Origin of the sequence: Thermohalobaculum sediminis, assembly GCF_023487995.1 — a bacterium.
Classification (GTDB): Bacteria; Pseudomonadota; Alphaproteobacteria; order Rhodobacterales; family Rhodobacteraceae; genus Thermohalobaculum; species Thermohalobaculum sediminis.
The window spans coordinates 1-15,438 of record NZ_JAMFKN010000018.1; the positions used below are offsets into that span (position 1 = coordinate 1).

The window sequence follows — 15,438 nt, forward strand, 5'->3', positions numbered from 1 at the left end:
AGGGAGGGGAAAGATGGCCCCCGCCGCTTAATCTGACAGTGCCCTCAACGACACCTACCCTGGCACATCGATGCCGCTGGGGGGCGTCCACCCCATCATCATCACGGCCAGGCGGATGATCTCAGGGCTGCTGTGGAAGCCCTTGAACGGGTTCGATTTGCTCATCCCGCGACGCTACGAACCCGCCCCGACTGGCTTACGCCGCAAGTTTCTGACAGCGCTAAACTGAAGAAGACCGCGACCGCGGCCGAGTCGCCTCGAAGTCGAGACTCTGCATCAACCCGTCACTTCCACGGTCCGTGTTGGCCGTATTGCAGCCTTATCTGCTCGAGCGTCGACAGTGTGAGGAGAGTGCCACCCGGAGGCGGCGCCCCAAACACTTGTTACTTAACAGGTTCAAAGTCGCTCGGCTTCCAGCTCTTGTCGAACCAGGGTTCAAGAGGGCCGTAGAGCCGCAACAGGACGTTGAAACCCTTGCCGGGCATTGTCTGCACCCAGTTGGACTCGTGGCCTTTGGGAGCGACCGGACCGAACCAGACGGTGACGGAGCCGTCAGACTCGATCTTCAAGGACTTGTCGTTGCTGTCGAGTCCCGCCAGCTTCTGCTGGGTTTCAAGTATCGAACGCGTCTGATTGTCATATACAACGAAGGACCAGAACGCCTTCGCAGGCACTGGGCCGGGGAGCGTGACCGTGTAGGTCTTGCCGCCGTCGAGGACCTCCCCGTTCGCGTCCCGAACTGCGGCTGCGTAGGCTGAACCTGCGCCAACCTTCGCCTCCGCCATCGCCGGGGTGATACCTGTCGCGTAGTAGAAGAACATGGTCCGGGCATCGAGGAGCCGCTCGGCTCCATCGAGGAACTGGTAGCTGCCTCCGATGAACGCGGTGAACCACTTGCGGTCCGGATAGAAGTAGGCGTCGGGATTGCGAGGCTCGAAGAGCATGGTCCGCGCGGTCGCATTCCCCACGGCCACCGCATCGGCAAGGATCGCCTTCATTCGCTCGTCGGGCAGGAAGGGTTGGCCCTTCCGGATACCGACTGAAGCGAAGAGGCCCACGGTATCAGGATCTACCCAATCGGCGGGCTCTTTTTGCACGGCCTGGTTCAACTCATCGTAGTAGGTAACGTCGTTCGCGCTGATCGTGTTGAACTGGACGCCGGAGGTGTTGACGAAGCCGACCTTTGGCGGTTCCGCCGCAGCGTGAAGGGGATAAAGGTTCGTTCCCTCTTTCACATGCTGGACCGCACCGGCGATGTTGCCGTCCTTCACGAACGCTCGAAAGAAGAACAAGAGCGTATTCGTACGTGGCTTCTGAACGAAATACCCGTCGGTCGGGTAGCTGCCCGAAAAGCCCGGCGGCACGAACAGGTACTTTCCGCCTTTGCCCGCGTCGGGCCCGGTGAGGCCCACGTCGGTGACCCAGCGGAAGTTGGCGTCGTCCACCGGACCCAGCACGCCGGTGGGCACCTGAAGCACCATCGGCCCTTCGGTGAGATCGAGGCAGGCAAAGCCATAGACGGTCGTCGTGTTCGGCGTCAGGAAAAGCGACCGCGCATCCATGAGGTCCTCGGTAAGGCCCACGGCGAGGTTGGGCTTGACGCCAATGCTCTCCAACCCGTTGCACGCGGCGCGGACCGAAGTGGCCGAAATCCCGGTGAGGAACGCCTGAACCCCCCGCATAAAGTCGAGGTGATCGTAAACCTTCTGCACTGTCGCTTCGTCGGGGGCCCCGTTCTTGAAGGCCAGCGTGCCGATTCTCGTTTCCACGCGATCCGGCGTTAAGATCTTCGCTGGAACGCCCGCGGAATAGGTTGGCGATGTCTGACCCAGCGCCGTCGTCCCGAAGAGCGCAAAAAGCCCGATCGCCACCAATCGGGTGCCGAAATCGTTCATGGAATATTCTCCCCCTGCTTGCCGCCAACCCTCATCAGCGGGAGCATTGTTGCAGTTTTTCACTTGATTGCCTTGATGTCGCTCAATGGTGAATGCGGTCGGCGGCCGATCTGAGGAAGCTGCCTTGAGCGGGCGTCGAGATTCCACGATCCGCCCGATTGCTCAAGCCGGGCCTCATCCGCCACTCCCTGCAGGGCTCGTAGCTTATCCACCTCGCCATGATGATGTGCGCGCACTTCACGCACTTGGTGTGCACGCCCGGGATCTCGTGGTCGACCTCGGCATCGACGCCGGGCAAGAGACTGTGCGGTTTACGCCGCAGCCAATGCGCGGCGCGCGTCGTAGAAGAGCCGTGCGGCATTGCGCCCAGTGTTGGTCCCGGGCTCGACGCGGTCGCGGGCCACGCAGCTGCAAATCACGGCTCTCCCATCCAAAGGGAACACGTGCTGCGGCGTCGCTCCAATCTACAGGCCAAAATCTCTTACACAGACGCCAAAAGGCGTCATTGATCCATGTCAGCGCGAATCGCCGTCGGACGTTCGATTCTTTCGGGAGTTGTCGAACCCGACATGAACTAGGATGCCGTGATGAACACCTCGCGCTCACCGCATCTGACGCGGCGCAGCCTGTCCCGAACTACCGCCCGAGCGCACGAGTTGAATGGGCTCAGGCGCGAGTCAAACAGCCGCCAGCCGGGTCTGGCGATGATCGCTCTCGTTCTGTTAACGCTCGCTTCGGGATGTTCTCCCGCGCTCACGCGTAATCCGGTGCCCGAGGCGATCGTCGAAGATGTCCAGCCCTTCGGCCGGGCGGGCCTGAGAATCTGGGGCGATGCTCTTACGGACGACGAGGTGCGCGCCTTCATCGCCAGCCAGGCCCCGGCGCTCAAGGCGCAGTTCGGGCCACAGATCGCGGCCGGCAAGACCCCGAAGGTCGAGTTTCTTGCCCTTTCGGGCGGCGGACAATGGGGCGCCTTCGGAGCCGGCATTCTCAACGCCTGGTCCGAGAGCGGAACACGGCCCGTCTTCCAGGGCGTCTCGGGCATCAGCACGGGGGCGATCATCGCGCCTTTCGCCTTCCTCGGGAGCGGCGAGGACGCGACGCTCCGCGAAATCTACTCGGAGTACAGCACGGATCAACTCGAGCGCTCGACATTGCTGTCAGGCCTAATTTCGGGCACCGCGCTCGCGGACACGACACCGCTCGCCCAGGTGATCGCCAAGTACATTACGCCGGAGTTGCTTGAGCGCATCGCGGCCGAGCATGCCAAGGGCCGCAAGCTCTTCATCGGCACGACGAACCTCGATGCCGGCCGGCCGGTCCTCTGGGATATCGGCGCGATCGCCTCGTCGGGCGAGCCGGGCGTGCTCCAGCTCGTGCGCGAACTGATCCGCGCCTCGGCTGCGATCCCCGTCGCATTCCCTCCGATCTTCGTGGAGGTCGAGGCGAAGGACGGAAAGGTCTACGACGAGATGCACGTCGACGGCGGCGCGGCGTCGCAGGTGACCTTCATCTCGCCCGAAATCCCCATCGCTGCGGCGACGCGGCACATTCTCGGGCGCAACATCGACCGGCGGCTCTGGGTGATCGTCAACAACGACCTGGAGCCACCGCATGAGGTCGTGAAGCCGCGGATCACCAGTATCGGCGGCACGGCGGTGAGTTCGCTGATTCGCGGCAGCGCCATAGGCGATCTGTACCGCCTCTACGCCATCGCCGAGCGCGACGAGATCAAGTTCAACGCGACCTGGATTCCTCCCGAGGTGCCTTGCCCCGATCCGGAGGAAGACTTCGACAAGGCCTTCATGCGCTGCCTCTACGAGTTCGGCGGGAACTACTTCCGCGGCGGCGATCTCTGGCGCCAGGTTCCGCCCTTCTTCGCGACAGGGCTGCCAGAAGAGCCTGCGGGCTGACAAGACGTGCTCGTGACAGGCAAAGCATAGGTGGACGAGAGATGATCGCCTCGCGGAAACGGTGTGCTGGCCGCGGTGGCGCGGCGGGCGCGGCCTCGGCCGGCGTCGGCGGGTGGGCGCCGGGGGGCAGACGTTGCCTGCGCCTCGGTGTGGCCGCCGTCGTGGCCTTCGCCGCTTGGCTCTCCGTCGACATCCACGTCGACGGCAATGCCCCGGAAAGCGAGATCCGGTTCATAGCCAGCGCGGAGGCCCGCATCGGTCGACCGCTGACCCCGCTCAGTTATGCAGGTGTCGCGCGCCGTACGACCCGGCGGATGATCCGCCGTTCGACGATCTACGCCGCCACACTGCCATCGGGCTGCGTGAATGTCGTCATCGAGGGTACCGCGCTCTATCGCTGCGGCCCGACCTACTATCAACCGGCGGGGGATCGCTATGTTGTCGTCTACGTCGACTGACCGGACGTCGGATCGACCGGCGGCCCCAGGTCGATCCGGGAAGCCGGAGGTTCCTGCGCGCGGCGCCGCCCGCACGGGCGTCACGGCCGCCATGCTCGCCGCGGCCGTCCTCGTCGCGCCGGGCGCCGCGGCGGCCGAAGAATTCCATGGCAGCGCGACGCTTTATGGCTGGCTGCCCTGGATCGACGCGGACGTCACCACCGGACAGGGCGGCGTCTCGGCCTCCCTTTCAGGCGGCGACGTCGTCGACGCCCTCGACTTCACGATCATGGCGACCGCAGACGTCCAGTATGGCCGCTTCGGCGCGATCCTCGATTTCATCTACGGCAAATTCAGCGACGACGCGACCTCGCCAGATTTCTTCGGCTCCAACTTGAAGATGAGCCTGAAGCAGACACTGGTGACCGGCGCCCTGACCTATCGCGTGATCGACCGGGATGGCGCCTTTCTCGACGCGATGGCCGGAGCGCGGTTCGTCGACATGTCCACCGATGTGACGATCCTCGGCGGAGGAGCTGCCGGCCTCGTTCAACAGAGCAGCGGCGGAGCGACCTGGGTCGATCCGATCATCGGCCTTCGCGGGAATCTGCCACTGACCAAAAGGCTTTCCGTCAACGCGCTCGCCGACATTGGGGGTTTCGGCGTGGGATCGGACTTGAGCTGGGAGGTCTTTACCGGCCTGGACTATGCCTTTTCCGACCGTCTCAGCGGTCGAATGGGGTTTCGTTACATCTCGATTGACTACTCGGATAACGGGAGGAAGTTCGATGTCGAGTTCTACGGCCCGGCGCTTGGGGTCATGGTCAATTTCTGAGCGGCGCGCCCTCTCGCGGAGGCTCCGCGCGGCGGCGCTTTGCGGGGCGCTGTCCCTCGCCCTCGCCTCTCCGGCGACCGCCTCGGCGACGAGTGACGATGCGCTGGCGATCCTGAAGCGCATGTCCGACTATCTCGGATCGCAGGAGACGCTCGCCTTTTCCTTCGACAGCGACATCGAAGTCATCACGCCGCAGATGGAGAAGATCCAGTTCACCAATTCCGGTGAGGCGCTGATGATGCGCCCCGACAAGCTGAGGGTGAAGCGCAAAGGCGGCTATTCCGAAGTCGAGTTGGTCTTCGACGGCGAGACCGTCTTCGTCCATGGCATCAGCCTTGGGGCCTACACGAAGTTCGAGGCGCCCGGCACGATCGACGCGCTCTTGACCTCGCTCCGCCTCGGCCACGGGGTTTCGATGCCCGGGGCAGACCTGCTGATGTCGAACGTCTATGACGTGCTGAGCGCGGACGTGATCGAGGCGAAGCATGTCGGTCATGGCGTCGTCGCCGGGCGGGATTGCGAGCACCTCGCCTTCCGAAATCTCGAGACCGACTGGCAGCTCTGGGTCGAGATTGGCGACCGGCCAATCCCCTGCAAGATGGTGATTACCAGCAAGACGGTGGGCGGTGCGCCGCAGTACACGGTGCGGGTGACAGGCTGGGAATCGGGCGCGGCTGTTACGGCGGACCGCTTCTCCTTCTCGCCGCCCGCCGACGCGAAGGAGCTCGAGGACGAGCAGCTTCTCCTGCTTGATGAGCTACCCCCAGAGAGCGAACCGGAGGGCAATCGATGACATCGCTTTCGATGCGAAAGGCCGCACGATGCGCCTTGGCTGTTGCACTCGGCGCGGCCGCGCTGTTCTGGAACGGCGACGTGCCGACGTCGCGGGAGAGCGGCTTCATCGCCACCGCCGAGGCGCTGATCGGCCGACCGCTCACGCCGATGAGCTATGCCGGCGTAGCGAGGCGGACCACCGTGCGGGCCGTGCGGCCGGGAGTCGGCGTCGGCCCAAACCTCGGCGGGCCGGTCAACAGGGTCGGCTGGCGATGACGTGCCTCGGAAAGATCGGCCGTTCGCCCCCGCTCGTCGGCATGCGGCAACGATCGTCCGACGTCCTGTCCACCTTCCCGCGTCCGTCGCGAGCGGACGGGGGAGCATCTTGACCGACATCAGCGTCCGCACCCGGAACCATCAGGAAGTTCCCGAAGATCCTGATGCCGGAAAGGCGCCTGAACATGGAGAATTGACATGACAAGACATTTTCTGATCCGCCTTCTATCAGGCGCGCTGGCGCTTCTCGTGTCCGCAGGTGCCCCGGCGCTGGCCCAGCCGACCGCCGCAGCCCCCGGAGCGCCGAACGCCACGATCACGCTCGACGGGAAGCAGCTTCCCCCGCCCGTTCCGGAGTTCGGCGGGGTCATCGGGAACGACGCGCTGGGCTCGACGCCGTGGTGGCCGCCTCGCGTGGTCCCGCCGGAGGACGCACCGAACGTGCTGCTCATTATCACCGACGACGCCGGCTTCGCAGTGCCCAGCACGTTCGGCGGTGTCATCCCGACGCCTGCGATGGACAGCCTCGCCGAGGAGGGCCTGCGCTACACCCGCATGTTCTCGACGGCTCTCTGCTCGCCGACACGGGCAGCCCTCATCACCGGTCGGAATCACCATTCCGCAGGCTTCGGCGTCATTTCCGAGCAGGCGACCGGTTTCCCCGGCTATGACAGCATCATCCAGAAGGACAAGGCGACGGTCGGCCGAATCCTCCTCGACAACGGCTACAACACGGCCTGGTTCGGCAAGGACCACAACACGCCGGCCTTCGAGGCGAGCCAGTCCGGGCCGTTCGACCAGTGGCCGAGCGGGCTTGGCTTCGAATACTTCTACGGCTTCGTTGGGGGCGACGCGAACCAGTGGCAGCCGAACCTCTTTCGCAACACGACCCAGATCTATCCGTTCAAGGGAGCCGAGCCGGGCACGTGGAACCTCGTCACCGCGATGGCCGACGACGCCATCGACTGGATGACGCGGATGCACCAGACCAATCCGGGTAAGCCGTTCTTCATCAAGTATGCGCCCGGCGCCACGCATGCGCCGCATCATCCGACCAGGGAATGGGTCGACAAGATCCGGGACATGCATCTCTTCGACGACGGCTGGAACAAGCTGCGCGAGACGATCTTCGGCAACCAGAAGAGGCTCGGCGTGATTCCGGCGGACGCGAACCTGTCGGAGTGGCCGAAGGACGTGCTCAAGGAGTGGGACCAGCTGACGGACGACGAGAAGAAACTGTTCATTCGGCAGGTCGAGGTCTTCGCCGCATATGCAGCCTACAACGACCACGAGATCGGTCGCGTGATCCAGGCTGTCGAGGACATCGGCGAGCAAGAGAACACGCTCATCATCTACATAAACGGCGACAACGGCACCAGCGCCGAGGGCGGCCCGCTGGGCACGCCGAACGAGGTCGCCTTCTTCAACGGCGTCAACATGATGCCGGTCGAGACCCAGATGAAATGGTACGACGTCTGGGGGACCGAGGAGACCTACAACCACATGTCGGCGGGCTGGTCCTGGGCCTTCGACACGCCCTTCTCGTGGTTCAAGCAGAACGCCTCGCAACTCGGCGGGATCAACCAGAACATGGTCGTCTCGTGGCCCAGGGGGATCAAGGACAAGGGCGGCATCCGTCGCCAGTTCACGCATGTGATCGACGTTCTGCCCACGATCCTCGAAGTCAGCGGCATCACGCCGCCGCAGACGGTGGACGGCATCCCGCAGGCGCCGATCGAAGGGACCAGCTTCGCCTACACCTTCGATGCCGCGAATGCCGACGCGCCAACTCGCCACAACACCCAGTACTTCGAGATGATGGGGCAGTGGGCGCTCTACCACGAGGGCTGGTTCCTCAGCACCAAGGTTAATCGTGCACCCTGGGAGGCCTACGGCGCCGCCAATCCCGATCCGCTGAACAACCAGGTCCTCGAGCTCTACGATCTCAATTCGGACTTCAGCCAGACGGCGAACCTGGCCGACAAGCACCCTGAGAAGGTCCAGCAGTTGAGGGATCTGTTCATCCGGGAGGCCGCGAAGTACCAGGTCTTTCCGATGGACGCGTCGGTGGCGGCTCGTGTGATCGCCGAGCGTCCGAACATAACGGCCGGTCGGTCCGAGTTCGTCTACACGCGTCCCATGACCGGGCTGCCCCAGGGCGACTCGCCGCTTCTCCTCAACACCTCCTACACGATCACTGCCGAGATCGAGGTGTCGGAGGGCGAGGCCCAAGGGATGATCCTCACCTCGGGCGGGCGGTTTTCCGGATACGGCTTCTATCTTCTCGACGGCAAGCCCACGTTCCTCTGGAACCTGATGGATCTCGAGCGCATCCGCTGGCAAGGCCCGGACGCCCTCGCGCCGGGCAAGCATACGGTCGAGTTCGGCTTCAAGTATGACGGGCTCGGTGTCGGGACGCTCCGCTACAATAGCATGAGCGGGCTCGGCAGCGGTGGCACCGGCACGCTGAAGGTCGACGGCAAGGTGGTCGACACCAAGAGAATGGAGCACACCCTGCCGGTGATCCTGCAGTGGGACGAGAGCTTCGATGTCGGGTCCGACACGCTCACGGGTGTGAACGACGCAGACTACAAACCGCCCTTCGCGCTGACGGCGAAGCTCGACAAGCTCACGATACGGATCGATAGGCCGCAACTGTCCGAGGCGGACATCAAGAAGCTGCAGGCCGACATGAACAAGGCGGCCGCAGGACGACAGTAATCCAGTTCGGCCGGAGGCCCGAGGCCGGATGCGTGTCGGACAGCGACCTCGATGACGAATCTTTGCATCGACGGGATCGTCCGCTGAGCCGCCCTTCGTTATCCGTGCAGCGAACGACTGCTCAGAGCCCATTCCGGACCAGGTCGGCGAATACTGCACGCGCGCGCAGCATCGAGAGCCAGAAGCTAGCCTGAGACGAATGCTGCGGCGCCGCGCGAAAAGCAGCCATTCACCGCGTCAGCGACGACGAGATTACCTCGGATGACCGAGTCGCGGACCAAGCCGCCGTTAGCAGATGCGGCACGATCCGCCCCAAACCGAATGCGGGGCCGACGCGACGAGCGTCATTTTTGCTGCACTGCCGCGGGCCGCTCCAGAAGCGGCCGTTCCCAGCACCTCCGAATGGCCTGTTCAGCACCGGCCATTCGTTGCGCCGCCGCAGGGTGTCTCAGATGCGGACCAAGTGGCCATTCCGAAGATAGAGAGTTGTGTCGGCTCTCGCAGCGAATGCAGTCGTCCATTAGAGTGGGTAGGAGTCCGCGACGCGACCGCTATCATCCCACTGGGGTATCGCCAGGCTGCCACGGACGGCCCGTGGTAGGACGTCTCAATCTGCTCTCGCGGTTCGAGGCGACGTCGCTTGCGATGATTCCGTTACTGGCACTGGGAGCTGACGCCCGACGGCAGTCGCCCACCAAGGCCGAATCCCGTATAGCTCGTGCCTTCGGCCTAGATGACGAAGGCTGGGTGGGCGATACCAACCCGTGGAGCGGATGGGTGCGCATTACGACCTGCCTGCCGCTCCTAATGCTCGCGATCTGGAACCGTGCCCGGCTTGGCTGGTAGTGTCTTGTCCCAGTCGCACTCGCCATCCTGTTTATCTGGATCAATCCCCGCGCCTTCGGGCCAGCGCGCGATGACGGCGCCTGGATCACGAAGGGTGTGTTCGGCGAGCGGTTCTGGTCCGGGCTCTCCGAGTGTCGCGTGCCGCAACGGCATCGGCGGCTTCGCCATGGCCTCAACCTCGCGGCGTTCCTCGGCGTCCCCTTCGTGGTGTGGGGCCTCGTCGCACTGGATCGATGGCCGATCGTGATGGCGCCGGTGCTGATCATCGGCGGCAAGCGCTGGTACACCGACCGGATGGCCTTACTCGACGAGGACATGGTGGGCGAACGGCACGACCGCCGCTAAGCGCCTGCCTTGTCGAAGAGCAGGTCAAAGTAGCTTTCGAAGACATCGGGCGGGTCTAGCGCCTCGTTCGGGAACAAGTGGTTCCAGACCGTCACCAGTAAGCCCGGAGCGATAAGCAGCATGGGCATACGCTCCAGTGCGTCGCTGCCGATCTCGCCTCGCGCGCGCGCCCGCGCACCGATCCGCCGCGCAGCCGAGAGAACAGGGTCGAGCGCAACCTTGCGGTAGGCGGCCAGCACCTCTGGGAAGCGCTGCCCGTCGCTTAGGATCAGTCGAAATAGCGCCTGCCGGCGCTCGGCTTGCTCGTCGGTGGCGAGCGGCATGAGGGCGCGCCTGACGAAGTCCCACGTCGTCTCCTCCGGACCGGGTGGTTCGAGCTCTAGCCGCTGCACGGCGCCGCCCAGCATCAGGGACACAACCTCTTCGAAAAGCGCCTCCTTGGTCGGGAAGTAGAGATAGAGCGTGCCCTTCGCGAGCCCTGCATCCCGCGCGACATCGAGCATCCGGGTCCGCTCGAAGCCGTCGGACAGGAAACGCACCCGCGCGGCCTCGACGATCCGTGCCTGGGTTTCTGCCGTCTTCTGCGGGCTCGGACCGCGCCCGCGCCGAGGTTCAGTCGTTGTCAAGGATCCCTCTCCATCAGTCGTTGCGCCGACCCTAATATAAAAATGACCGTGGGGACAGTTTTATCTTGACAAAAGTGACTCAATGGCCATTTTTGCGACAACCGCTGGAGCTGGTCATGATCCCGACACCGACATTCAAGGCAGAGGATATGCACCGAGGAATCGCGACGGGGCTACCACTGGAGATCCGTCGCCCGGCGGAACAGGCCGGCCGCCGCCCTGCCCGTCGCAGGCGTCCGTTGGCACTGCTGCTGTTCGGCGCGGCCTGCGTCGCGGGAGCTGTCTTCGTCATGATCGGGGCGCCGTCGCTGCCTGCGGACATCGCCCGTCTTTTGGCCGGCGCTTCCGCCGCAGGAGAACACACGGGTACCGCCGTAACCAGTGCCCTCCCGGTCCAGACCGTCCTCGGCCTCGCCCGCCTGATGCCGCAGGGTGACCTGATCCGCGTCTCGCCGCCATTCGGCGCCGGCGATGCGCGGATCGCGGCGATCCTCGTGTCGGAGGGCGACCGCGTCGCCGAGGGCGACCTGCTCGCCACGCTTGATAACGCTGCGGCGCTGGAGAGCGCGCGGCTCGCTGCGGAGGCGGCCGTGGCGCAACGCGATGCTGCGCTCGCGCAGGTGCGCGAAACCGTACGCATCGGGCTTCTCGAGGCTCGGGCCTCCGTGGCCGAGGCGCGGGCCGCAGACGATGCCGCACGCATCCGCCTGAACCGGGCACGGGTTCTGGCCGCGCGCGGTGTGACGACGACGGCGACGCTCGACGATCTCGAAGCAGTCGCTGCGCAGGCGGCGCAGGCGCTGGCGCGGGCCGAGGCGACCCTCGCCCGCTGGAACACGGGCTCGGTCGAAACGCAGCCCGACGTTGTCGTGGCGCAGGCCGCGCTCGACGCGGCCAATATCGATCGCGAGCGCGCGATCCGCGACCTTGCTAAGTCCGAGGTGCGCGCGCCCGTTGCGGGCGTCGTGCTCGATATCGAGGCACGCCCCGGCGAGCGCCCGGGCCTCGACGGCCTGATGACTCTCGGCCAGACAGACAGCATGATGGCTCAGGTCGAGGTGTTCCAGACCGAGATCGGGCGCGTTCGCGAGGGTCAGGCTGTGCGCCTCGACGCCCCGCCGCTGGCGGAGGTGCTGACCGGACGGGTCGAGCGCGTAGGTCTTCTTGTCGGTCGCCAGAACCTCGTCTCGGACGACACGGCCGCGAACACCGACGCCCGCGTCGTCGAGGTGCTCGTCAGGCTCGACCCGGAAAGCTCGACCAGCGCCGCTGGCCTGTCGAACCTCGAGGCCGTGGCGCGGATCGACACGGGGAGCGCGGAATGACGCGCCTTCTTCAGCGCCTTCTCGGCCGCCTGCCCGTAGGCTGGCTCCAGCTGACGCATTCCCGCGGGCGCCTCGCGGCAGCCATCGCGGGGGTCGCCTTCGCCAATGTGCTGGTGCTTGTGCAGCTCGGCCTCGCAGGCGCGCTGAACGGCACCATCGTGCGGGGCTACGCCCTCTTCGACGCCGACATCATGATCTCTGCTGGTGATGGGAACACGATGACGGACGGCAGCAACGTGCCCCGCGCACTTCTCTGGCGCGCGCTGGCCGATCCGGAGGTCGCGGACGGCGTCGCGCTCTACGTTGGCACCGTGACATGGTCGCGCGAGAGTGGCGACACCGCGCTCCAGACCTTCGGCATCGATCCGGTCGCGACCGCGTTCGTGAGGCCCGTCCTCGCGCCGATCCTGCCCACGCTCGCTGTCGCCGACCGCGCCGCCATCGACCGCACCACCCGCCGACTGGAGCCCGAGGTCGTGCAGGACTTGTCGGAGGCGGCGCCACTGCGCTTCGAGACCGAGGGGCGCGCCCTCTCGGTGACAAGCGCGTTTACTGGGGGCGTCGGCTTCACCGCGGACGGCTACTTGCTGCTCTCGGACCAGACCTTTCTAGCCCTGTTCGCGCGGCGCAGTTCCGGCGCTCCCAACCACATCCTGCTCCGCACCGTCCCCGGCGCCGATCCGGCTGTCGTGGCAGCGCGCTTGAAGGCGCGTCTCGGGCCCGATCTGCGCGTGCGCACGATGGCGGCCGCGATCGCCGCCGACCAGCGCTATCAGGGTACGCAGCGGCCCACCGGCATCATCTTCAACTTCGGCGTCATCATCGGCGTCCTCGTCGGCCTCGTCATCGTCTATCAGGTCCTCTCGACGGACGTGGCCGACCACCTGCGAGAATACGCGACCTTCAAGGCCCTGGGCTATCCGAGTGGCTACTTCATTGGAGTCATCCTCGAGGAGGCGCTTATCCTCGCTTCACTCGGCTTTGTCCCCGGCTTCCTGATCGCAAGCGGTCTCTACCTTGCGCTGCATGCTGCGACGGCCCTGCCGCTCGAAATGACACTGGCAACCGCGGTCGCGGTGCTGCTCGGCACGATGGTCGCCTGTGCCCTGGCCGGCATCCTAGCGACCCGCCGCCTCGCCGCCGCCGACCCGGCCGAGTTGTTCTGAACCCATGCAGGCCGATCCCCCAATCCGCGTCACAGGGCTTAACCACTGGTTCGGCAGCGGCGAGGCACGCAAGCAGGCGATCTTCGACGTATCCCTAGAGGTCGACCGCGGCAGCCTGACGATCCTGATGGGACCCTCGGGCTCGGGCAAGACGACGGTGCTGACCCTGATGGGGCGCCTCCGCGACGTGCAGGACGGCTCCGTGTGCCTCCTTGGCGAGGAGCTGAACGGGGCGGGCGCCACGGCGCAGGTGGCCCTCCGGCGCAGACTCGGCTTCATCTTCCAGGCGCACAACCTGCACGACAGCCTGACGGCACGGCAGAACGTCCTGATGGGCCTCGAGGTGCATGGGCGCGGCGACAAAGACGGCTATCAGCGCGCCGCCGACCATGTCCTTGGTCTCGTCGGGCTAGGAGAGCGGCTCGATTACTTGCCCGGCAACCTCTCAGGCGGCCAGAAGCAGCGCGTCGCCGTGGCCCGCGCGCTGGTCGGCAACCCGGAAATCGTTTTCGCCGACGAGCCTACCGCAGCACTCGACAAGGCGAGCGGTCGCACTGTGGTCGAAATGCTCAAGGCGCTCGGACGGGAGCGCGGAACGACAACCGTGATGGTGACCCATGACAGCCGGATTCTCGATCTCGCCGACGCCATCATCACGCTTGAGGAAGGCCAGATCACTCGGCGGGAGGAAAGCAGCTGACCCGACGCGCCGCGCCCTGTTGGCGCTGCTCGGAGCAAGCTCAGCGGCCGCCTGCGCTGAGATCCGGCCACCGCTGACGGCGCAGGCACTGACGGCGACCGACGCGCCGACCATCGATCTGGATGCGGTGCGGTTCTGGGCGGACAAAGGTCCGACGCCCGCCCAACTCGCCGCCATGCGTCCCGCGTCCGAGCAAACGCCGCATGTACTTGCGCTGTCGGGCGGAGCCGAGGACGGCGCATTCGGCGCCGGCGTCCTGAACGGCTGGAGCGACCGGGGCGACAGGCCCGTGTTCGATCTCGTCACCGGCGTCTCAACGGGCGCTTTCATCGCCCCGTTCGCGTATCTCGGACCACGTCACGACGCCGCCCTGCGTGAGATCTACACCGCCTATGGGCCCGAAGACGTCGTGCGAAGCCGCGGCCTGCGCGGCCTGCTGGGCGAAGGCCTTTATGACACCGCGCCGCTCGCCCGACTCATCGCGCACTATGTCGATAAGCCACTTCTCGACGAGATCGCCGAGGCGCACGCCAGCGGCCGCCGTCTGTTCGTCGTGACTACCAACCTTGACGCCAATCGCCCGGTGGCCTGGAATCTCGGCGCGCTCGCGACGTCCGGCGATCCGCAGCGCCTTACGCTCATGCGCGAGGTCATTCTGGCATCGGCGAGCATTCCGGGCGTGTTCCCGCCCGTTCTGATCGAGGGCGCGAGCAGCGGCGCAGCGGTGCAGGAGTTGCATGTCGATGGCGGGGCCATCATGCAGATCTTCATTATGCCCGAGCGCATGATCGCTTCGGGCGCGCTGTTGACCGGCGCGGCGCCCGACGCGTCCGTATACCTCTTGGTCAACAACAGTCTCACCACCAGGCATCAGCTGGTTGAAAGCGCGGCCCTGTCTGTTCTGGAGCGCTCGTTCTCGACGATGGTGCGCTCCAGCGTGCGGGCATCGGTCGTCGCTGCGCTGGCTTTCGCCCGAGCCAATGGCGCGACGCTTCGGCTAGCTGCCGTCGGACCGGATTTCAAGGGCGAACTGACCGAACGCTTCGATTCGGCCTACATGCAGGCCCTGTTCGCCTATGGCCGCAACGCGGCGCGTCGCGGCGAGGCTTGGCGAATGGCCGAAGACGGAGGCGCCGAGCGGCTGCTTTGGGTTGAGTGAAACTGGGATGCTTGGCATGGGTGGCGTTGCGCCGACATCACCGTACAACCATCATGGCTAACATCGCCGACATCGCGAGCAGCTTCGCGCCTTCCTCCCGGTCCCGGCCGTTCATCCGAATTTGGCTGCCGCTTATTCCCATTGACGGTTGGGGCAGAAGCGCCCTTGGGCGCTTGCGAAAACGGCAGGTTAGATCGCGTCCTTGCTCGAGCCTCTGCTCCACGGTAATTCGCGGAGGCTTTGCGCTCTTGCAGCGAATATCGGCTTCCCGGACCTGTCCCGCCATCGAGTCCGCAGCGGAGAATGGCTGCTAGGGGCTCGGAGCAGTCGTTCGCTGCACGGATACGGGCGTTACGGCTACCGACGGATCGCCGCCTTGCTGCGAGAGGCGGGGTGGTCGGTCAGTGACGGGCGGGTCGA

Annotated in this window: 12 protein-coding genes and 1 pseudogene; 11 read left to right on the plus strand and 2 right to left on the minus strand. The window is 65.4% G+C overall.

Going from position 1 to position 15,438, the window contains the following annotated elements; genetic code table 11:
* Nucleotides 1–383 precede the first annotated feature (383 nt).
* On the minus strand, nucleotides 384–1,895 hold the full coding sequence (locus tag M1105_RS19915; protein WP_249582132.1) for a DUF1254 domain-containing protein: 1,512 nt from the start codon (nucleotides 1,893–1,895) through the stop codon (nucleotides 384–386).
* A 587-nt stretch (nucleotides 1,896–2,482) separates the two neighbouring features.
* Here M1105_RS19915 and M1105_RS19920 point away from each other — a divergent pair.
* From M1105_RS19920 to M1105_RS20885, 7 genes and pseudogenes are all read left to right on the plus strand, one after another.
* Complete coding sequence (locus M1105_RS19920; RefSeq protein WP_249582133.1) at nucleotides 2,483–3,808, plus strand: patatin-like phospholipase family protein; 1,326 nt, start codon at nucleotides 2,483–2,485, stop codon at nucleotides 3,806–3,808.
* Nucleotides 3,809–3,849: 41 nt separating this feature from the next.
* Complete coding sequence (locus tag M1105_RS19925; RefSeq protein WP_249582134.1) at nucleotides 3,850–4,266, plus strand: hypothetical protein; 417 nt, start codon at nucleotides 3,850–3,852, stop codon at nucleotides 4,264–4,266.
* 91 nt (nucleotides 4,267–4,357) lie between these two features.
* Entirely contained in the window at nucleotides 4,358–5,080 is a 723-nt protein-coding gene (locus tag M1105_RS19930) for a hypothetical protein (RefSeq protein ID WP_249582135.1), read from the plus strand.
* A complete protein-coding gene (locus tag M1105_RS19935) occupies nucleotides 5,034–5,873 on the plus strand; it encodes a DUF2092 domain-containing protein (protein ID WP_264759752.1) in 840 nt (279 codons plus the stop codon). Before M1105_RS19930 ends, M1105_RS19935 begins: the two co-directional genes overlap by 47 nt.
* On the plus strand, nucleotides 5,870–6,130 hold the full coding sequence (locus M1105_RS19940) for a hypothetical protein (RefSeq protein ID WP_249582137.1): 261 nt from the start codon (nucleotides 5,870–5,872) through the stop codon (nucleotides 6,128–6,130). Before M1105_RS19935 ends, M1105_RS19940 begins: the two co-directional genes overlap by 4 nt.
* A 198-nt stretch (nucleotides 6,131–6,328) precedes the next feature.
* A complete protein-coding gene (locus M1105_RS19945) occupies nucleotides 6,329–8,851 on the plus strand; it encodes an arylsulfatase (RefSeq protein WP_249582138.1) in 2,523 nt (840 codons plus the stop codon).
* 645 nt (nucleotides 8,852–9,496) lie between these two features.
* A pseudogene (locus M1105_RS20885) lies at nucleotides 9,497–10,042 on the plus strand (DUF6653 family protein).
* On the opposite strand, the gene M1105_RS19955 reads toward M1105_RS20885, so the two are convergent.
* Nucleotides 10,039–10,668: a TetR/AcrR family transcriptional regulator gene (locus M1105_RS19955; protein ID WP_249582140.1), complete on the minus strand. Its 630-nt coding sequence runs from the start codon at nucleotides 10,666–10,668 to the stop codon at nucleotides 10,039–10,041. The pseudogene M1105_RS20885 and the gene M1105_RS19955 sit on opposite strands and share 4 nt — an antisense overlap.
* A gap of 116 nt (nucleotides 10,669–10,784) precedes the next feature.
* Here M1105_RS19955 and M1105_RS19960 point away from each other — a divergent pair, with 116 nt between their 5' ends.
* The 4 genes from M1105_RS19960 to M1105_RS19975 are packed head-to-tail and all read left to right on the plus strand — an operon-like array spanning nucleotide 10,785 to nucleotide 15,018.
* Complete coding sequence (locus M1105_RS19960; protein WP_249582141.1) at nucleotides 10,785–11,993, plus strand: HlyD family efflux transporter periplasmic adaptor subunit; 1,209 nt, start codon at nucleotides 10,785–10,787, stop codon at nucleotides 11,991–11,993.
* The gene (locus tag M1105_RS19965; RefSeq protein ID WP_249582142.1) at nucleotides 11,990–13,159 is read left to right on the plus strand and encodes an FtsX-like permease family protein; all 1,170 of its coding nucleotides are present in this window, start codon (nucleotides 11,990–11,992) and stop codon (nucleotides 13,157–13,159) included. Before M1105_RS19960 ends, M1105_RS19965 begins: the two co-directional genes overlap by 4 nt.
* Nucleotides 13,160–13,163: 4 nt before the next feature.
* Nucleotides 13,164–13,859: an ATP-binding cassette domain-containing protein gene (locus tag M1105_RS19970; RefSeq protein ID WP_249582143.1), complete on the plus strand. Its 696-nt coding sequence runs from the start codon at nucleotides 13,164–13,166 to the stop codon at nucleotides 13,857–13,859.
* Complete coding sequence (locus tag M1105_RS19975) at nucleotides 13,777–15,018, plus strand: patatin-like phospholipase family protein (RefSeq protein WP_249582144.1); 1,242 nt, start codon at nucleotides 13,777–13,779, stop codon at nucleotides 15,016–15,018. Before M1105_RS19970 ends, M1105_RS19975 begins: the two co-directional genes overlap by 83 nt.
* Nucleotides 15,019–15,438: the final 420 nt, after the last annotated feature.